The organism is Planktotalea sp. (assembly GCF_050633725.1).
GTDB lineage: Bacteria > Pseudomonadota > Alphaproteobacteria > Rhodobacterales > Rhodobacteraceae > Planktotalea.
The window spans coordinates 222,327-242,261 of record NZ_JBOEHB010000001.1 but is presented as its reverse complement, the minus strand read 5'-3'; the positions used below and the strand labels follow the sequence as shown (position 1 = coordinate 242,261).

Genomic DNA, 19,935 nt, shown 5'->3' with positions numbered 1-19,935 from the left:
TCGCTCTTAAAGCTTGATCCAAGCCGTCTTGAGGTTGATGTATTTTTCGATTGCGTGAAGTGATTTGTCGCTGCCGTTGCCTGATTGTCCGACTCCGCCCAAAGGCACAGTGCCGTCAGCGCCACCGTAGGTGTTGATATGCATTACGCCGGTTCGAATAGCGCGAACCATGCGGTGCGCTCGACTTAAGTTTGACGTCCATGCAGCGCCAGCCAAGCCGTAAACAGTGGAATTTGCGATGCGTATCGCCTCTTCTTCTGTTTCGAACGAAGTAACGCCAAGCACCGGTCCAAAAACCTCCTTTTGGCTTATCGTGGACTCGGGCGCTACGCCCGTCACGATTGTCGGTGCCATATAGTATCCGCCAGTTTCTTCCAGAATGCGGGTGCCACCTGCCATGATTTCCCCGCCTTCGTCCTGCGCGATCTTTACGAACCCGAGGTTTTGCAAAAGCTGCGTTTCAGAGTTCACCGCGCCAATTGCCGTGTTCAGCTTTAGCGGATCGCCAACACGCATACCCGCAGCCGCCTTTGCAACAGCGGAGACAAACTCATCATGAATAGACGCTTCAACCAAAAGCCGTGATCCGGCCACACAAACTTGCCCAGAATTACGGAAAATGCCGCCCGCTGCGACTTTCGCCGCTTCATCCAAATTCGGCGCGTCAGCAAAGATGATATTCGGAGATTTTCCGCCCAGCTCTAGGTAAACCCGCTTCATATTTGAACGTGCGGAATACTCCATAAGGCGGCGTCCTGTGCCGCCCGAGCCTGTGAAAACCAAGACATCAACATCCATTGATAGGCCCATCGCTTCACCAACAACAGCGCCTTCGCCTGTAACCGCATTTAGCACGCCTTCGGGCAAACCAGCGTCATGCGCCAATTGAACCATTCTCATCAAAGAAAGCGACGCCGTCTCTGCAGGCTTCAAAACTACAGAATTCCCCATGGCCAGCGCAGGCCCGAGTTTCCAAGCACCGATCATGAGCGGGAAATTCCACGGTATGATTGCACCTACCACCCCGACAGGTTCTTTGTGAATCATGCCAAGCACATCGTGCGACGTAGGGGCGATTTCGCCATAAATTTTGTCTAGAGCTTCGGCGTAATAACGAATGGTCCCTGCGGCCGAACCTGGTTCAGCCTTCATCGCCATGCCAATTTCAGTGCCGTTGTCTCGAACGCCAAGTACCGCCAACTCTAGCGCGTTGGCCTCGATCAAATCGGCCCACTTCAGCAATACCTTTTTGCGCGCTGCAGGCGGTTGCCCAGCCCAGCGCTGATCCTCGAATGATGCACGCGCAGAGGCAATCGCGCGCTCCATGTCAGAGACTGTGCCTTTAGCGATTGTAGTGAGCACGCTCCCGTCGATTGGCGAGATAACATCAAGCGTTGCGCCGTCTGACGCAGCAACCTGTTTGCCGTCAATGATATGCGTGAAAGGAGTGACTGCCTGCGCACGTAGCGCTTCAATTTGCGTTTGATCCATTTGGCCTACCGAGCTTGAGTGTCGTGAAGATCGTGATCTTCGTCAGTGTTTTTGCTGCGTACTTCCTTGATCAAAGTGCGCACATGAAGCGCCAGAACCAATAGGATGAGCATAAAGAGAATAAAGGATATCGGGCGGTCAATCATATCAAATGGCGTTTTCAGTCGCGGCATTGCAGAACGCAGTTTGACCTCCATTATACCGCCAAGAACCATACCAAGAATGATCGGAACAATCGGCAAGTTCAACCGCTTGAGGATCAAACCGAACACGCCAAAGGCAGAGGCAATCATGCAATCTGTCAAAGAGTTGCGCAGCGAATAGACGCCAACGAACGACAAAATCAAAATCATGAGGCCCAAGAAACGTGTGGGAATTCGAATGATCTTGGTCAGCAAGTTCGTTGAGAACAGCAAGAACACCATGACGATCACATTCAATGCGATCAGCGCAAAATAGAGCCCATAGACCAGATCGATATTATTCTGAAAAAGCTGCGGTCCGGGGATCACGTTGTGGACGTAGAACACCGACAACATCATCGCAGTTAGCGCTTCTCCCGGAATGCCCAGCGCCAAAAGCGGGATCATTGCGGCCGCGGGAACAGCATTGTTAGCGGCTTCGGACGCGATCAATCCTTCAGGTGATCCTTTGCCAAACAGATCAGGCTCTTTGGAAGTTTTTTGCGCGTAGGTATAGCTCATGAATTGCGCTGTGAACTCGCCCGTGCCGGGGATCATCCCCAATATGACACCAAAGCCCGATGCCACCGTCGCGATCCTCTTGTGCTTTAACAGCTCTTTGAAACCTGCTCCCATTTTGCCTTTGACGGGCTTTGCATCAGGGCTGTCATCGGGTGCGATAAGCAGGAAAAAGGCTTGGCTTAGCGCGAAGAGCCCCAAAACGACTACGATCAAATTGATGCCTGAACTCAGGAACGAATATCCAAAGGTAAATCGGTGGGTGTAGGTAACAGCATCTAAGCCAACCGTTTGCAAAAAGATCCCGAACATGGCGAGAAAACCCGCTGCAAAAATCTGTCCGCGATGGGCAAGAATGACCAAAATAATACCGAGCAATGCCGCCAAGAAAATCTCGCGCGAGCCGAACATTGGCGCAACAAGCGCCAGCACCGGCGAAAGCAAGATCAAACACACGATACCAAACATACCGCCCCAAAAGGACGCGCTGTAAGCAAGCGAGAGCGCGCGATGCCCCTGCCCGTCTTGGGTCATTGGGTATCCGTCATAGGACGTCAGCGCATTTACCGCCGTACCGGGTGTATTGATCAGGATGGCAGGAATAGCCCCCCCATACATCGACGACCCGTAGATGCCGAGCAGAATGGTGAGGCCAACAATCGGATCAAGCGAAAATGTCGCCGGCAACAAAATTGCAATCGCAACAGCGGGTCCAACGCCCGGAATTGCTCCGATGATGACGCCGCCAATTGACCCAATCAAGAGCGCCAACACAACATCCCAACGCGCGAGCATTTCGATGCCAGCAACTAGATTTTCCATCTTAGCAATCCAATCAGAAGTAGGTCAGCATGAATTGGCGCAGCCCATCTGGCAACGCCTCATAAATCCGCCCCGCTGGCAGATTCACTTTGAGCAGCGCTTTGAACAAAATAACGACGACAAACGCACTTATCGCCGCGGCGCTTAACATTTTTGCGCTGCGATACCCGACACGAAGCGCGAGCAAGACAGCAAAAGCAACAGTGGTCGGAAGGTAACCAGTGTATGGGACGGTTGCCGCATAAGCGATGAACCAACCTGCATACTCTAACGATGCGATCCAAGTCAGCACTTCGCGCCACCGCCCATAAATCCGCTCGGACAGAGCCGAACCTAGTAAATGGAACGCGGCAAAAAACGTCATACCTGCAAGCGAAACAGCTGGCCAAAAGCGTGGCTGCGCAAAGAGTTTGCCATTGTTCTTATATGCAGTTTGATCTGCTATCTGAGACAGCAAGAAGATCGAAACTATTAGGATCACCCAAGCAAAAACGATATCTCCGGGACGGCGATACCGTTTGAACAACGATTGTAGCGTCTTCACTTTTGACATTTGCTGTCCCTGCCTGCTGGCGCATTAGAAGGATCGGGCAGGTTTTCCGCCCGATCCATTAAGCTAGATTATTCAGAAAGCAGAGCCTCAATACCAGCCATTGTTTTGATATCGCGTTCGATTTGCGTCGCAACGTCCGCTGCGGATTGCCAATACACCAAAGCGCCTGTTTCTGCGGCAAGCTTCTGCGCGCGCTCGGACATCATGGTTTTTTCCGCGACCGCAATGATCTTGTCCTGCACGTCTTGCGGTGTACCTTCACGCACAAACAGGCCATTCCAAAGTGCCACATCCAAGTTCGGCGCAAGCTCGGAAACAGTTGGCGTGTCTGGCGTCAAACTGATGCGCTCGGCTCCGATGGAGGCAAGAACCTTCACATCATCAAGACACGGCAGGATCAATTGCAACGTCGTGTTGATCACGTCGACATCGCCCGACGCGAGCGTATTGCAATCCAGCGCATCAAACGCGGCGTCGGAAGCATAGGAAAAGCCCATTTCCTTTGCCAAACCCATTGTCACCTGCGTTGGCACCAAAGGCGCACCAAAGTGACCAAGAACAACATCATTGTCAGCCGCATGCGCCGCGAGACCCGCCATATCTTCATATGGCGCATCCCCGGAGGCCGCGATGACAAATGGATAGGTCAAAAAGTTGCCAAGGGGCACGAAAGGGTCTGGATTCAACTCGGGGATACCGATTTGCGGGCCAACAACAGGTACAGCAATTATGAACGAGCCAATTGTGTAACCGTCCGCTGGAGCTGTTGCGACTCCAATCGCGCCCGGGAATGGGCCGCCACCGCCACCGGGTTTATTCACAACCGCAGAAGGGACGCCATACGCCGCAGAGAAATCCTCAGCGATCATGCGCGTCAACACGTCCTCGAGATCACCTGGAGGCCAAGGAACAACAAACTCCACTGGCTTTTCTGGATATTCTGCTTGGGCCATGCCCGTAGCCGCGGCCATCGCGAGCGCTATGGCTGTGAGTGATTTAGTAAATTTGAACATTCTATTCTCCCTGATTGTCGGTTCATTATTTGAACCAGTGTTTTGAAAAAAGCTTGCCTTGTTAACAACAATGTGTCAATTTTTTTCTGAACTAAAGTGAATTGGATGGTGAAAATGTCCTCTGCAAAGAAGACACTTGAGTTACTTGCCTATTTTTCGACGGCCACTCCCGAGATAGGCTTGTCACAGCTATGTCGCCTAGCAGGGCGCGACAAAGCCACGACCTATCGCCACCTCCAAGCCCTTGAAGATGCTGGGTTTGTTGAACAAAACCCTTTGAGCAAACGCTACCGCCTTGGGCCAATGATACTACAACTCGCACAGACACGCGAAGCCACAGTTCCGCGCAACACGGGCGCGCAGGCCCCGCTGCGTGCCCTTGCAGATGCAACAGGTGAGACATCGCATGTCACTGTATTGTCTGGCAACACCGTCTATGGGCTATCAGCTTGCGAATCCCCCCAGCACAGCACCCGCACCATCGTTGACATAGCCACGTTCCCCTTGCATGCCACTGCATCAGGCCTATGCGCGCTTGCATTTGGACCGGATGAATTGTGGGAGTTTGCCAAGTCCAACTTACGAGAGTTCACCGATAAAACAGCCGTCACTCTTGCTGAACTTGAGAACGCTGTGACCATTACGCGCGATCAAGGATTTGGGCGCGCAGTACGCAGCTTTGAAGATGAAGTTTCGGGCATGGCCGCGCCCCTGTTTGACCAAACGGGTCAATTCGCTGGCTCTGTTGCCGTAGCAAGCGTCGCCACGCGCTTCGATTCCGAATTGGAACGCACTGTTCGTCAAAATCTCATCATCGCCAGCCGCGCGATCACGCATAATTGGGGCGGCTCTGTTCCCCAAAATATCGAAGCCCTTTGGGCGCAAACCTCTTCAAACTCGAACGCATTGGAAAACGCATCATGAAAGACTCAAACTTCCTCAAAGAGAACAATGCCCGCATGATGTGGCACCCGATGACGTCGCCAAAAGACAGCATCGACAATCCACCCAAGATTATCACCGGCTCCGAAGGTGTCACAATCACTGACATAGACGGGCATAGCGTCGTTGACGGCGTTGGCGGGCTTTGGAACGTCAACCTCGGATATTCTTGCCAGCCCGTCAAAGATGCGATCGCAACTCAGCTGGAGAAGTTGCCTTACTATTCCACATTCCGAGGCACGTCCAACGATGCGGCAATCGAACTTTCTTTTGAGCTAAACGATTTCTTCGCCCCAGACGGCATGTCGCGCGCGTTCTTCACATCGGGCGGATCCGATAGCGTAGAAACAGCGCTGCGCCTCGCGCGCCAGTATCACAAACTGCGCGGCGAACAGGGGCGAACCAAGTTCCTGAGCCTGAAAAAGGGCTATCACGGCACGCACATGGGGGGCGCATCGGTCAATGGCAATGCCAACTTCCGCACTGCATATGAACCGCTGATGCCGGGTTGCTATCACATCCCTGCACCCTACACTTACCACAATCCATTCAACGAAACCGACCCAGAGCGCCTCGCGCAGCTTTGCGCGCAAGCCCTTGAGGACGAAATCGCATTCCAAGGCGCAGGCACAATCGCCGCGATGATCATGGAGCCGATCTTGGGCGCAGGCGGTGTTATCCCACCGCACAAATCTTTCGCTCCGATGGTGCAAGAAATTTGTAATCGCAACGGAATTTTGTTGATCACGGACGAAGTTATCACCGGATATGGCCGCACTGGCGCGTGGTCTGGCGCACGGCTTTGGGGCATACAGCCTGACATGATGTGCACGGCCAAAGCCATTACAAACGGCTATTTTCCATTCGGGGCGCTGATGCTCGGACACCGCGTTGTCGACGTGTTCGAAGACAACCCTTCCGCAAAAATTGGCCACGGCTACACCTATTCAGGCCATCCTGTTGGTGCTGCCGCCGCGCTCGCGTGCCTTGCCGAAACCAAGCGGCTGAACGTGATCGAAAACGCTGCCGCACGCGGAACCCAGCTTTATGAAGGGTGCCTCGCCTTGATGGAGAAACACGATATCATCGGTGACGTACGCGGCGGACATGGTTTGATGACTGCGATTGAAATGGTTTCAGATCGCGCAACGAAAAAGCCAATAGATGCCAAGTCGGCACAAACCGTGCAGGACGTTGCTTACCAAAACGGCGCGATGCTTCGGGTCTCTGGTCCAAATCTGATCCTATCCCCGCCGCTTGTTCTCACCGAAGATGACGCGACCATCATTTTGAACGCGATTGATGCGGGTCTTACCGCCGCCTAAGCGTTCTGTTGCAAAACACGCGATCAATCTCTACCGAGAAGACACCTCAGGCCACCGTGTTGGCCTGAGGCATAAGTGAGTGCTTTAGTCTTTGCCGAGCTGCGATTAATATCGCTTTCAAGACCGATAAGACCCGTCACCCTACCCAAGGCAGGAACAAAAAATGGACGCGCAAGTTATTATTGCCGGTGGAGGAATTGGCGGGTTAACGCTTGCGCTGACGCTTCACCAAATCGGCGTAAGCTGCATAGTTCTGGAAAGCGCCAAGGAGATGCGCCCGCTTGGCGTCGGGATCAACGTTCAACCTAACGCAGTTCGGGAGTTATTCGACCTAGGCCTTTCAAGCGACGATCTGGATCGTGTCGGCGTTCCGGCCAAAGAATGGGCCTTGCTCGGGCTTAACGGGAAAGAAATATACGCCGAGCCACGCGGCACCTATGCAGGGTACAAGTGGCCCCAGTACGCGGCGCATCGCGGCGCATTTCAGATGCTGCTCTATCAAAAAGTCGTTGAGCGCCTGGGCGCGCAAGCCGTGCAATTGGGAACGCGTGTCACTGGATACGAGAACCTTGGTGAGTCCGTCGAAGTTCACGCCGAACATGCTGATGGAGAACGGAAATTTAGTGGCGCACTGTTGATTGGCGCTGACGGAATCCACTCAAAAATTCGCGCTCAAATGCACCCTTCTCAGCCGCCCATTCATTGGGGCGGCGCGCTTTTGTGGCGAGGCACGTCCCGTATCAAACCGCTCCGCAGCGGATCCTCTTTCGTCGGGCTTGGAACCCACAAAAAGCGCATGGTGATCTATCCTATTTCAGCGCCAGATGCCGATGGCTTGGTGCTAACGAACTGGATTGCCGAGGTGGTGGTTGAAAACTCTGGCGACTGGACCCAAGACAGCTGGTTCACGCCCGTGCCTGTCTCAAAATTTATCCATCAGTTTGAATCCTTCAAATTCGACTGGCTGGATGTACCCGAGATGCTAAAGCAATCCGACTCAGCCTTTGAAAACCCGATGATTGATCGCGATCCAATCCCGACGTGGATAGACGGATGTGTTGGGTTAATCGGTGATGCAGCGCATCCAATGTACCCAACAGGGTCAAACGGCGCCAGCCAAGCGATCGTCGATGCGCGAGTATTGGCAAGCAAGTTTTTGCAGCACGGGCTAAGCGCGACTGCCCTTCGTGCTTTTGACACGCAACTCTGCGGCCCAATATCAGAATTGGTGCTGCGCAACAGGGGCGCAGGCCCATTTGGCATGCTCAACACGTTGGACGAACGCTGTGGTGGCGTGTTCGACGACATTGAGACGGTCTTTCCTGCGAAAGAACGCCTTGCCTTCATGAAAAGCTACAAGTCAGCCGCTGGCTTTGCTCTGGAGACACTCAACGCCGCGCCGCCAACGATTCCTACAAGTGCAAAGCTGACGACGTAGCGAACGATTGAGTTTGCCCACCCAAAAAAGCAATCACAAATTGTAATTTCATACCGATACCCACCACAGGGTGCGAGGGTGCTATTGCAGCAGTCAATCGCTTGTCTCCTATCGTGAAAGTGCCGCAAAATTGCAGGTTAAACGACTGGTTTCATTGCGTGACTAGTCCCTTTGCGGTAAGGAATCTAAACTGAGCGCCCTCAAAATCGAACTATGATATTCGAGCGCCTTCGATCCGATGTCGGCTGTAGGAGATGTTAGTTGGAAACCAATGAGTTTCAAGATGTTGTGCTTGATATCTACAAGACGATTCATGAACCGGAAAATTGGCAACGTGTCCTTGACCGTCTGACCAAAAGCGTCGACGCGCGTGGATCAATCCTATTTGAATGGAAGTCTATCGACGGACAGTCGAAGAAACTGACTGCGCCCCTGTTTTCAAGCTATTATCAGCAAGCGACACTCGACCAATATCTGGAAAAGCACGCCTCGTGGGAGCGCGTTGATCAGGATGGCTTTGAGGTTCAGTCAGCACTTGCGCGCTCAAAGCGGCCAGATCAAATCGTGCTCGTCAACGACGCCGATTTGGAAGCCGATGAAGAGGCCTATCTCGCGCAGCCAAATGTCCAGGACTTGTTGAGTTTCGGGATACGCCACCGCTATGGGTGCCTTCTCGACATGGACAACCCGTACCGGGCGCGCTTTGCCATTCAAACGGGCCAAACCCGCGGGAAACTCTCGGAAGAAGATAAGTTGATGCTATCTGGATTGCTCCCACATCTCGCCAAAGCATTAGATTTGGGTAGCTCTTTTGGGCCAGCATCGGTAGAAAGACGCGCCTTTCTTGATGTGATCAGCCGCCTTCAAATCGGTGTCTGCTTGCTGGATCAGAACGGGCATGTCGTTGAAAAGAACCCCGAATTTGAACGGCAGATGAGTGAAAACCAAAACATCTGGGTTGATCGATCTGGCAAGCTAAGCCTGCATGGCGATGCGCAGGCCAAACATTTTCACCAGTTGTTGGAGACCGCGCTAAATCACGGAATTTTTGGCGCGCGTCCGCGCAAAGAAGCGATCATGCTGCAATCAGACGATGGTGCGTCTTCGCTTTGTGTCGAACTGGTTCCACCGAACCACTTTAGCGAATTTGGCACCTCAAACCAGAAATATGCCGTGATGCTAAGTCGCGACACAAAGCGCCCGATCTCAATTGATCTGGAAATGGCAGAACGTTCATTTTCGTTCACACCAGCCGAAGCCAGTGTCACCGAACTGGTCTGCAAAGGACTAACGAATTCAGAAATCGCTGAGCAACGCGAGCGTTCCAAGGAAACTGTAAACGCTCAGGTTAAGAGCATTCTGAACAAGACCGGAACACATAATCGCACGCAACTGGTCAGACTGCTTTGTAATTTTGCCGACGCCTGACTTTGTTTGAACAGTCGCTTTATCCAGCATCCCTCATTTAGGTGATGCCTCAGTTCAGTTTGCTCGCTAGGATGAATGAAATCCGGTTAGGGACCAAGCGACATGAGCAATCCGACCAAGGCAGAAGCCTACGCCGATCTGAAAAAGCGCGACCGCATCATTGCAGCATTGCTGACCCTTGGTCGTTATTTGCCCTTTGGTGCATTGTTCGGCACTCGCTTCGAGCGCGACTTCTCAAGTGCAACAGTCAAGCCTCAAACTGGAGAATTTCTTGTTCCAGAAGAGTTTCATGACAGTGATGAGACCGCGCTGTTCGAAGAACTGAGCCACCTGTTCGCAAGCGATGTGACCAAACATCCAAAGGGCATAGGCAAAAGAAATCCTGACCACCAAGACGCCCATTGGGGGCATTCCACGGGTTTGGTGAATGGAACCTTGACCATTGATCAGATCGACAACCTGCCCGAGCAGTTTCGCGTTGGACTTTTCGAAAGCAACGGCAACTACAAGATAATCGGGCGCCCCAATTATTTGTACGAACACCCGACAATCGCGGTAGCGCGGCTCGCGCTTAAGCTAGAATTCCCTGTGGACGTTCCAAACGTCTACGCTCCAAGCGGCACTGCGCGCGAATTGGATTTGTTGCTTTCAGAAGGCGTGCGGCAGTCAGAAACCGGCGATCAAGACGGCCAAGGTTTTTTCTTTCGCGATGCACGTCAGCTCTTACTTGCCAACTCGCTCAAGACGGGCGCTCTGAAGGCCTTTTGGATGTTGATCAATAGCGCAAACGGCAAGGTTTATACGCGTTGGAACGAGATTTTCAAAGCCAGCACCGATACGCTTTACAGCAAAGAGCAGCGTCAAAAAGGCTGGGCCGGCAAAAATTATTTCTCGGCAGGGCCATACGCATTGGGCGGCGGGTTGATGAAGTTTGCGATCAAACCCCTACAAACGAACCCTATTGCAGACATCGATCCAAAGCTTGAAAACCCCGCCACTCATCTGAAAGAGGCTTTCGCGTCATGGCGTCAAGCAGGCGTACCCGCAGAATTTGAGTTTCAGGTTCAGATCGCGCGTTGGGACAGCATCAAAGCGCCAGCAGATGAAGAACTCCCCCCCAAAGCCATTATGGCTGCGGAATTCACTGATCTGGTTTGGGATGAAGAGGTTTCGCCCTTTGTCAGCGTCGGACGTTTAACCTTGCAACCCGCTGACTGGGATGCCTTCGGCGAATGGTACGGTTCTGGCGAAGACCGTTGGAATCCAGAAGCAGGATTTGCGCCTCATGCTCTGCGCTTTAACGCTTGGAATACACTGGATGTGATGCGCCCTGTCGGGCAGCTTTTTCGCGCCCGCAAATTTGTTCACCACCACCACAGAGATGTCCGCCTAGAGCATAGCTTTCAAGAAACGCCCAACGGGCCAAGCAAATGTCCATTTGGGTGACGAATTTGCACTCAAATTCGTCGCCTCAATCTAAGTTTCTCTGCAAAATTCTCGCAAAAAACTCAAACCGTTAACGAAAAGTTAATACGGCTAACCCGTATGGGTGATGCGACGTTTGTTTCCCTTTGGTAAGCTTTACTCGATCCGCATCATTTTGGGTCCCGATCTGTCGACATTGTTCTCTCTGAGAACGGCTCACATTTTTGAGCTTTTGGAGGCAGATGCTTTTAGCCACATCCCCGTGAGTGAGGTTTCGAAAATGTGTATTTCAAAAGCAAATCGCAAAATAGAGCGATTGCACGTAGCTCTCAGCCCTCGTGTCAAAGTTTTTCAAACGCGGCCGGAGTGACCTGATCGCTCCCCTGTCACTGTAATCGAAGTGTAATTTAACGATTTGCCCAGCTTTCCTCATAACCTCCATATCTCGACCTTACAATTTTGACGTGTGACTTGCGAAATTCCACCAGCATTGCGAGACTGAGATAATCAACTCTAAACGGCGCCACCCATCGCCGCAAAAAAGTTAGCTGACCCAATGCGCTTAAAGGGGGCGCCGCGTTTATGTATGACGAGTCACATTGGCTAAAACGTACTTCTGCAAACATAAGTCTAGAGTTGCGCTCAACCGCGTTATCACTTCTCAAATTATCTGGCGCTGTGCTAACCCCTGCGATGCCAATGTTGAAGAAAGGTCTGGCGGCCTCTGCTTTCACATTTCAGGCCAAGTCCCCTGACACCTTCAAGCGCCTAACAGAGATTCGCTGGATCCGTAGGCTGATCACCAAGACAGTCGCAAATCAGTTTGGCAGAACAACACCCCCCCGCCCCCATAGCCACACGATGTTCAAAGACTACGCAACTTGGACCGGCTTTCAGGATGCGAGCTATACCGCACGGCATTTGCCTGCAAACGAAGCATTTGAGAACAACGGAAACAAACCAGACCCCGCAGATCTGCTTGAGCTGTTTGTACGCGACCAAGATACAGGCGCTCAAGTTGAAGATATTCGCTCGAACCTTTTGTTCGCCGCCTTCGCACAATGGTTTACTGATAGTTTTCTCAGAACTGCGCACGGCATCCAGTTCGATGAGAAAACAGGCAACGCTTTGGTGAAAGACGGGCGCGTGGTGCGCGATCCTAATCGCGTGAACAAAAACGAATCCAATCACGAAATCGACCTGTGTCAGATCTACGGAATGAATGCCGACGCCTGCGATGCCCTACGCTTTCTGGAAACGGACGATGATTTTGTAACAGCGAACAAAGGCTGCTTGCGCTTTGAGAAGGGCAAGGATGGAGAATATCCCGAAAGCCTTCTCGAAAAAGCACCCGATGCGATTACTGAAGAACTCAAAATCAAAGAACGCTACAAAGACCTCTTTGATGAACGCATTTTACGCGCGATTTTCAGCACGGCCCTCCCTAACAATAGCTACGACACGATTTTTGCAGTTGGCCTGGAGCATGGTAACGCGACAATCGGCAACACGCTGTTCAACGTCATTTTCATGCGTCACCACAACTGGGTCGCGCGTAAGATTGCCGAGGCTTATGATGATTGGGACAATGACCGCGTCTTTCACGCGGCTCGCAATACAACAATGGTTTTGCTGCTGAAAGTTGTGATCAGCGACTACGTGCGCCACATTTCACCTTTGAGCCTGCCATTCGAGATATTCGCGGGATTAGGTGACGGTGAAAACTGGCATAGAACAAACCGAATTCATGTCGAGTTCAATTTGCTCTACCGCTGGCACAGCCTGATCCCTGATGAATTCCCATTCTTACCGCCGCGCGACACGCAGCTCGAGCATTTTAACCAATATCGACACAACAACAATTGGCTTGTTAAAAATGGTATTGCAGCCGCTGTCGATGAGTTCTCAAAGATCCCAGCTGGGCGCATGACGATTGGAAACACTCCAACCGCGATGCGCGGGATCAAATATGACACGCTTAAACTGATGCGTGATGCAAAACTGGATAGCTACAACGCGTATCGCAAGCGCTTCAACATGAAGCCCGCTGAAACCTTTGAAGATGTTACTGGTGAGAAAGTAGTGTCCAGAAAGCTCTCCAAACTCTACAAAGATGATATCAATGCGCTCGAATGGTATGTCGGCATGATCGCCGAGAACCATGGTCACAACATGATGATGGGTGACTTGATGTTCAACATGGTAGCTCATGATGCGTTCACCCATGCGATCACGAACCCTCTTTTGGCGAAAGATGTTTTTGTACCCAGCACCTTTAGTGATGTCGGTTATGAAGTGATCAAAAACACAGAAACTCTCGCCGATATGCTTAAGAACGTAGCGCCGCTATCTGGTGATCAAATCGTGACATTCAGAAAGCCGGGCGCGTAGCGCGCGCAATGTTCGCATCAGCGATCGGTTAAGAGGTAGGAACCAAACGGGGCCGCCGCCTCGAATGCTTTACTCAAAGAAGTCAGGGTGGGACTTGTAGATGTACTCGATCGTTTGATCGAGCCGTGAGAGGTGCTTGCGCACCGAATTTTGCGCCTGCTCCAAACTACCAGACGCCAAACCCTCAGCAATCTCATAATGATCCGCCAAAATCGATTTCGCTTCGCTGGTTTGCTCAAGGCTCAACATGCAAAGACGATCGACTTTTTGCTTACACTCAAGCATCACCTCAAACGCCATCGGGTTGCCACCTAGCACATAGATGAGTTTGTGAAAGTCATAATCAAGCGCATGAAAGGCAGGCAAGTCGCCGTCTTTGACGGCCGTTTCTTGCAGGTGCAAGTTTTCGGCCAACTTATCTTCACGGCTAGCATCCCAAATTTGCGACGCACCATAAATCACTTCAAGTTCAACCGCTCGCCGTACAAGTCGGGCAAGTTCGATGCGCTCCATCGAAAAGCCCCTAACCACGGTCGCTTTTTGCGGACGAATGAGTAGCAGATCTTCATTTCCGAGTTTGGTAAATGCGTTTCGGACAGGCTGGCGAGAGATGCCAAAACGCTTTGCAACTTCCGTTTCTGACAGCTTCGTTCCAGGAAGGATTTCGAGCGAAACGATCTGATCGTGTAGCGTCTCATAGACCACGTCGGTCGATGTTCGGGTCCTAATGCCTTCCAAGGTATTCAAAGTCAGCCCTCTAACTCGCAGCTGGCTACAACATCGCCAACTTGATTTTAACGCTTTGTAACAAAAGGGATTTTTTTAACTTCCCCGACACTACTTTCGCGATCTTCTTAAGGCTTATCAAAGGTCGTGTCACTAGCTCTGTCAAGCCTGAGAGAAAATTTCAGGTAAGTGTTGACACAACTTGGATACTAGTCTCCTTATGAACGAAGCAGTGATTCCGGCTCTGGGAGGAAGCAGGAAGTTTCAATGCTTTTGTCCTCCCTTTGATAAGAAACGCCTGGGCGCTGCACAGTTAAAACGGGGGAGGAGAACCCATGACTTTTACGAAATCGCTTTTCGCTGCAGCAACTGCTGTCGCATTGATTGCCACTTCAGCATCTGCTGACAACTGGCGCGCTTGGAACATCCACAACGACGGCCACCCAAACACGGCTGCGATGGATAAGTTCGCTGAACTGGTCGATGCGGCCACAGGCGGCGAAGTTACAGTGGACGTATTCCACGGCGGTGTTCTCGGCTCTCAGCCAGACGCGCTTGAGCAAGTTCGCATCGGTGCGATCGAAGTGGGTAACTTCAACCTCGGCCCAATTGGTCCAATGGTTAAAGAAGCAAACCTTGTTTCGCTTCCATTCATCTTCAAAAGCGTTCCGCACATGTTCCGTGTGATGGAAGGCGAAGCAGGCGCAGCAGTTGGCGCAGCAATGGCAGAAGCAGGCGTTCTGCCGCTCGCATATTTCGACGCTGGCGCACGCTCTTTTTACAGCCAAAAGCAAATCGAAACGCCTGCGGACGTTTCTGGCCTGAAGATCCGCGTTATGAACAACGATCTCTACACATCCATGATCTCTGCAATGGGCGGCAACCCGTCCCCGATGGCCTTCGCCGAAGTTCAGCAAGCGCTTAAGACTGGTGTTGTTGATGGTGCGGAAAACAACTTCCCATCCTTCAAGAACGTTGGCCACTACGAAGTGACAACGCACTATTCATTGTCCGAGCACCTGATCATTCCTGAGTGCATCTGCGTGAACACAACGAAGTTCAACGCTCTTAGTGCAGAACTGCAAGACGCAGTGCGCGGTGCGGCGCAAGAAGCAGCGCTCTTCCAGCGTGAGCTTTGGGCTGTAGACTCCGAAAAAGCACGTATGGACGTTGAAGCGGCAGGTATCAAAGTCAACGAGATCGCCGACAAAGGTCCGTTCCAATCTGCAATGGACTCTGTCTACGCTGACTATCTGGCTGCAAACCCAGACATGAAAGCGCTGGTGGAAATGGCTCAAGCGACTGAGTAAGCTTTAGCGACGAACAACAGAAAGCGCCCCTTACCTTGCAAAAGTGGGGCGCTTTTTTTACCGGAGGAACGACGTTGCCCGAGACAAAATCCCCACCCAGTTTCATCAAGAAAATTGACGCCGTTTCTGAGGTCATAGTGCGCATCTGCATCCTCCTCGCGGCGGTTTCTTTGGTGGCTATGACAGTGTTTTACGTGTGGCTTGTTTATGGGCGCTACGTGCTCAACGACACACCGACATGGGTGGAACAGGTGTCCTTGCTCTTGGTGATGGTTATCACGTTCTTTGGCGCGGCGGTCGGCGTGCACCAGCATTCGCACCTGTCTGTTGTGGTGTTTCGCAATATGGTTCCGAGACGCGTTCGCAACGTTCTTGTTGTCATAACAGATCTGCTGATGATCGGCTTTGGTGGCATGATGTTCTGGTACGGCATCGAACTTACAAAATTCAAATGGAACACGTTGATCCCGCTGATCCAATGGTCAGAAGGTCTGAGATCTTTGCCGCTGACAATCTGCGGCGCGCTCCTGTTCCTCTTCTCAATCGGCCATTTGATCCGCCTGCTTACAGGCTGGGATGAACGCCAAGACAACATCGACGAAGGCTGATAAATGGGACTTTTCCTACTCTTGGGCGTATTCGCCTTCTGCGTGATGATCGGCGCACCTGTTGCCTTCGCGCTTGGTATATCTGCGGTAGCGGCATTCTGGTTTGAAGGTCTGCCAATGATGATTGGCTTCCAACGGATTGTTGCAGGCATTAGCCTTCAGGCCTATCTGGCCATTCCGTTTTTCATCTTTGCGGGTGATTTGATGTTCCACGGCGGCATCGCCGCAAGACTTGTGCGATTTGCGCAAGCAGCTGTTGGCGCTGTGCGCGGTGGCTTAGGTATCGTGAACGTCTTCTCATCCATGTTGTTTGGCGGCATTTCCGGCTCGGCAATTGCGGATATTTCTGCGCTCGGGTCGATCCTGATCCCGGCCATGAAAGAAAAGGGCTATGACGCGGACTATGCGGTGAACGTCACGGTCACCTCCTCTATCGCGGGCATCATCATCCCGCCCAGCCATAACATGATCATCTTTGCACTGGCGGCTGGCGGCGGTGTGTCGATTTCCAAACTGTTCCTCGCAGGTGTTGTACCCGGCATTTTGATGTGTGTGTGTTTGGCGCTTGCGGCCTATTTGGTTGCGATCAAACGCGGCTACCAAGCAGAGAAATTCCCCGGCCTTGCCGCATTGGGATACGCCTTTGCAGGTGCCATTCCCGGACTACTCACCGCTGTGATCATCGTCGGCGGAGTGCTCAGCGGTGTATTCACCGCAACAGAGTCCGGCGCGATCGGTGCAATTTACGCCTTTGTCATCACGCTTCTCGTCTATCGGACGCTCACTTGGGAAAACTTCAAAACGACCGTCGTGTCGTCAGTGCGCACAACATCTATGGTGTTGGTCCTGATCGCGTGCGCGGGCGCTTTTGCATACATGCTGACCTTCTATCGCGTGCCATCCAAGACCGTCGATTTGCTGCTTGGCATCTCGGATAATGTGTTCCTGATCCTATTGATGATCAACCTGATGCTGCTGGTGCTGGGGATGATCATGGACATGGCGGCCTTGATCTTGATCTGTACCCCAATCTTCTTACCGGTGATGAATGCTTTGGGCGTTGACCCTGTTCAGTTCGGCATCATCCTGCTGGTGAACCTTGGCCTCGGCCTTTGTACGCCGCCGGTTGGAACCTGCCTCTTTGCGGGCTGCGTGGTTGGGAAGTTACCGATGGAAAAAGCGGTCAAAACGATCTGGCCTTTCTATCTGGCGATCTTCGCGGCGCTGATGCTGATCACCTTTGTTCCAGCGATTTCTCTCACTCTGCCAAACCTCCTCATTGGCAACTAGGACGCAGGTGTAGCTATGCTGACGATCAAACGACTTGATATAGATGACGCCCATACGCTGATCGCAGGTGCGCGCGCCAAGGCCCAAGAAATCGGCGTGCCAATGTGCATCGCCATTACGGACGAAGGCGGGAACCTTATCGCCTTTGAGCGGATGGATGGTGGCAAAATCACCAGCATCAACCTCGCCATCGACAAGGCTTTCACAGCAAACGGCATCCAAAAGAGCACGCAAGCGCTCGGCGAGGTCAATCAGCCGGGTATGCCTGCACATGGCATCGCCTCGACCTTGGGCGGTCGCATGGTTGCCGTTGCTGGTGGCCTTCCGGTTCACGCAGGCACAGATGTGGTTGGCGCGATTGGCGTCAGTTCAGGATCGCCCACACAAGATCACGACGTTGCCCAAGCTGGGCTCGACGCTTTTTCAAACATCACTCAGAAGAACTTATAGGAGTCGCACATGACGAACCCCACAATCGGCTTCATCGGCCTTGGCCTCATGGGCGGCAACATGGCAGAGTGTCTGCAAGACAACGGTTTTGATCTTGTTGTTATGGGCCGCAATAAAGCAGCGGTTGCCAAAACAACTGCGCGCGGAGCAGTTGAAGTCAGCACACCAAAAGAGTTGGCCGCAGCAAGCGACATTGTCATGCTTTGCGTGACCACGTCTGAGGTGGTTGAAAGCCTGATCTACGGCGACGACGGTATCTTGGCTGGCATAAAAGAGGGCGCAGTTGTCATCGACTACGGCACTTCAATTCCCGCCTCCACCCAAAAAATTGGCGCTGATCTTGCTGCAAAAGGTGCGGGCATGATCGACGCACCTTTGGGCCGCACGCCAGCCCATGCAAAAGATGGGCTTCTCAATATTATGGCCGCTGGTGACATGGAGACCTATGAAAAGGTTAAGCCAGTCCTCGACGTTCAGGGCGAAAACGTCTTTCACCTAGGGGCGCTTGGCGCGGGGCATACGACAAAGCTGATCAACAATTTCATGGGTATGACAACAGCCTGCACGATGAGCCAAGCCTTCGCCGTTGCAAAGAAAGCTGGCATTGATGGCCAGCAACTCTTTGACATCATGTCAGCAGGACCGTCGAATTCGCCCTTCATGCAGTTCTGCAAGAACTACGCCGTGGACGGGGTGAGCGATCTAGGCTTTTCTATCAGCAACGCCACCAAAGACGTTAAATACTTCCTTCAAATGGCGGAAGATCTTGGGACCAGCTCTCAAATTGCTGAGGGCACCTCCGCCAATCTACAGGCGGCATTGGACGCAGGGTTGGGGAATGGCAATGTGCCCGAAATCTTCGATATGTTTTTAACACAGAGCGCGAAATAGACGCGCGCTTTTACTAACACCACCACTCACACAAGCTTTAAACCTCTAAGGAACCGACATGAAACTCGCTGGGAAATCTGCAATTGTAACAGGGGCTGGTCGCGATATTGGCGCGGCGACGGCACTCAAGCTGGCCTCAGAAGGCGCGCGCGTTGCAATCAACTATTTTGCGAGCAGCGCAGGTGCTGATGAGGTTGTCTCCAAGATCAAAGCAAACGGTGGGGATGCCTTTGCTTTGCAGGGGGATCTTACCCAACAAGAGGCCGTAAACGCGCTTGTCAACGCGACTGTTGAGAACTTTGGCGGCATCGATATTTTGGTCAACAATGCAGGCGGCTTGGTTGCGCGTAAAACGGTCGCGGACTCCACGCTTGAGCATTGGAAGTATGTGATGGATCTAAACCTCACCAGCAACTTCATGATGACAAACGCCTGCCTTGCGCACATGAAGAGCGGCGCAATTGTGAACCTCGCAAGCCAAGCCGCTCGCGATGGTGGTGGTCCGGGCTCTGTACCCTATGCAACGTCCAAAGGCGCGATCATGACACTGACACGTGGCCTCGCCAAAGAACTTGGCCCGAACATTCGCGTAAATGGCTTGTGCCCCGGAATGATCGACACCGATTTTCACAATATCCACACACCAGACGCGGGCCGTCGCGGTTTTGAAGCCGCCGCGCCAATGAAGCGTCAGGGCGTAGTTGAGGACGTTGCGAACCTTGTGCTATTCTTAGCATGCGATGACAGCGCCTTTATCACGGGCAGCAATATCGACCTCAATGGCGGCATGCTGTTCTCATAACGAAGCGGAGCAAATTTGTGTCAAGTTTTCCCATCGTCCCTACGGGCGAGAATGTCTCACGTCAGGTGCTCTCGGATCACCCAGAGCTAATGGTCGTTGCCTTTCGGTTCAGCGCCGAAGGCGCGATCGGTGCGCTGCATGATCACCCGCATGTGCAATCTACCTATGTCGAGAGCGGGCGTTTCCGCTTTACAATAGGAGAGGCAGAACAAGAGTTTGGCCCCGGCGACAGCTTTGTCATCCCGTCGGGTGAGACGCACGGATGTGTTTGCTTGGAACCCGGCACTTTGGTGGATAGTTTCACGCCGCGCCGCGACGACTTTCTGTAA

The 19,935-nt window shown here is 52.5% G+C and carries 18 protein-coding genes; 13 read left to right on the top strand and 5 right to left on the bottom strand.

Annotation, left to right across the window (positions count from 1 at the left end; all coding sequences use genetic code 11):
- Positions 1 to 6: 6 nt before the first annotated feature.
- From ACRBCU_RS01160 to ACRBCU_RS01145, 4 genes are all read right to left on the bottom strand, one after another.
- A complete protein-coding gene (locus ACRBCU_RS01160) occupies positions 7 to 1,491 on the bottom strand; it encodes an aldehyde dehydrogenase (RefSeq protein WP_431363519.1) in 1,485 nt (494 codons plus the stop codon).
- A gap of 5 nt (positions 1,492 to 1,496) precedes the next feature.
- Positions 1,497 to 3,014, bottom strand: coding sequence for a tripartite tricarboxylate transporter permease (locus tag ACRBCU_RS01155; RefSeq protein ID WP_431363518.1), 1,518 nt, complete (start codon positions 3,012 to 3,014; stop codon positions 1,497 to 1,499).
- Positions 3,015 to 3,027: 13 nt separating this feature from the next.
- Positions 3,028 to 3,567, bottom strand: a complete 540-nt coding sequence (locus ACRBCU_RS01150; RefSeq protein ID WP_431363517.1) for a tripartite tricarboxylate transporter TctB family protein — start codon at positions 3,565 to 3,567, stop codon at positions 3,028 to 3,030.
- Between the two features lie 68 nt (positions 3,568 to 3,635).
- Positions 3,636 to 4,580, bottom strand: coding sequence for a tripartite tricarboxylate transporter substrate-binding protein (locus ACRBCU_RS01145; protein ID WP_431363516.1), 945 nt, complete (start codon positions 4,578 to 4,580; stop codon positions 3,636 to 3,638).
- Positions 4,581 to 4,694: 114 nt separating this feature from the next.
- Between ACRBCU_RS01145 and ACRBCU_RS01140 the strand changes: the two genes are divergently transcribed.
- The 6 genes from ACRBCU_RS01140 to ACRBCU_RS01115 all read left to right on the top strand — a co-directional run bounded on the left by ACRBCU_RS01140 (position 4,695) and on the right by ACRBCU_RS01115 (position 13,529).
- Positions 4,695 to 5,504 (top strand): IclR family transcriptional regulator, encoded by an 810-nt coding sequence (locus ACRBCU_RS01140; RefSeq protein WP_431363515.1) that lies wholly within the window; start codon positions 4,695 to 4,697, stop codon positions 5,502 to 5,504.
- Positions 5,501 to 6,847, top strand: a complete 1,347-nt coding sequence (locus ACRBCU_RS01135; RefSeq protein ID WP_431363514.1) for an aspartate aminotransferase family protein — start codon at positions 5,501 to 5,503, stop codon at positions 6,845 to 6,847. Before ACRBCU_RS01140 ends, ACRBCU_RS01135 begins: the two co-directional genes overlap by 4 nt.
- Positions 6,848 to 7,010: 163 nt before the next feature.
- On the top strand, positions 7,011 to 8,285 hold the full coding sequence (locus ACRBCU_RS01130) for a flavin-dependent oxidoreductase (RefSeq protein WP_431363513.1): 1,275 nt from the start codon (positions 7,011 to 7,013) through the stop codon (positions 8,283 to 8,285).
- A 261-nt stretch (positions 8,286 to 8,546) separates the two neighbouring features.
- Positions 8,547 to 9,713, top strand: coding sequence for a helix-turn-helix transcriptional regulator (locus tag ACRBCU_RS01125; RefSeq protein WP_431363512.1), 1,167 nt, complete (start codon positions 8,547 to 8,549; stop codon positions 9,711 to 9,713).
- A gap of 102 nt (positions 9,714 to 9,815) precedes the next feature.
- Entirely contained in the window at positions 9,816 to 11,159 is a 1,344-nt protein-coding gene (locus tag ACRBCU_RS01120; protein WP_431363511.1) for a hypothetical protein, read from the top strand.
- Between the two features lie 840 nt (positions 11,160 to 11,999).
- Positions 12,000 to 13,529, top strand: a complete 1,530-nt coding sequence (locus ACRBCU_RS01115; RefSeq protein WP_431363510.1) for a peroxidase family protein — start codon at positions 12,000 to 12,002, stop codon at positions 13,527 to 13,529.
- 69 nt (positions 13,530 to 13,598) lie between these two features.
- On the opposite strand, the gene ACRBCU_RS01110 is transcribed toward ACRBCU_RS01115, so the two are convergent.
- Positions 13,599 to 14,276: a GntR family transcriptional regulator gene (locus tag ACRBCU_RS01110; RefSeq protein WP_431363509.1), complete on the bottom strand. Its 678-nt coding sequence runs from the start codon at positions 14,274 to 14,276 to the stop codon at positions 13,599 to 13,601.
- Positions 14,277 to 14,590: 314 nt separating this feature from the next.
- On the opposite strand from ACRBCU_RS01110, the gene ACRBCU_RS01105 reads away from it, so the two are divergent.
- The 7 genes from ACRBCU_RS01105 (at position 14,591) to ACRBCU_RS01075 (ending at position 19,935) form a co-directional block, all read left to right on the top strand.
- A complete protein-coding gene (locus ACRBCU_RS01105) occupies positions 14,591 to 15,565 on the top strand; it encodes a TRAP transporter substrate-binding protein (RefSeq protein ID WP_431363508.1) in 975 nt (324 codons plus the stop codon).
- 74 nt (positions 15,566 to 15,639) lie between these two features.
- Positions 15,640 to 16,173: a TRAP transporter small permease gene (locus tag ACRBCU_RS01100; protein ID WP_431363507.1), complete on the top strand. Its 534-nt coding sequence runs from the start codon at positions 15,640 to 15,642 to the stop codon at positions 16,171 to 16,173.
- Between the two features lie 3 nt (positions 16,174 to 16,176).
- Positions 16,177 to 17,463: a TRAP transporter large permease gene (locus tag ACRBCU_RS01095; protein ID WP_431363506.1), complete on the top strand. Its 1,287-nt coding sequence runs from the start codon at positions 16,177 to 16,179 to the stop codon at positions 17,461 to 17,463.
- Positions 17,464 to 17,478: 15 nt separating this feature from the next.
- The gene (locus ACRBCU_RS01090; RefSeq protein WP_431363505.1) at positions 17,479 to 17,913 is read left to right on the top strand and encodes a GlcG/HbpS family heme-binding protein; all 435 of its coding nucleotides are present in this window, start codon (positions 17,479 to 17,481) and stop codon (positions 17,911 to 17,913) included.
- A 9-nt stretch (positions 17,914 to 17,922) separates the two neighbouring features.
- The gene (locus ACRBCU_RS01085; RefSeq protein ID WP_431363504.1) at positions 17,923 to 18,804 is read left to right on the top strand and encodes an NAD(P)-dependent oxidoreductase; all 882 of its coding nucleotides are present in this window, start codon (positions 17,923 to 17,925) and stop codon (positions 18,802 to 18,804) included.
- A gap of 58 nt (positions 18,805 to 18,862) precedes the next feature.
- Positions 18,863 to 19,606 carry an SDR family NAD(P)-dependent oxidoreductase gene (locus ACRBCU_RS01080; protein WP_431363503.1) on the top strand — a complete coding sequence of 248 codons (744 nt, stop codon included), beginning with the start codon at positions 18,863 to 18,865 and terminating at the stop codon, positions 19,604 to 19,606.
- Between the two features lie 17 nt (positions 19,607 to 19,623).
- Entirely contained in the window at positions 19,624 to 19,935 is a 312-nt protein-coding gene (locus ACRBCU_RS01075) for a cupin domain-containing protein (RefSeq protein ID WP_431363502.1), read from the top strand.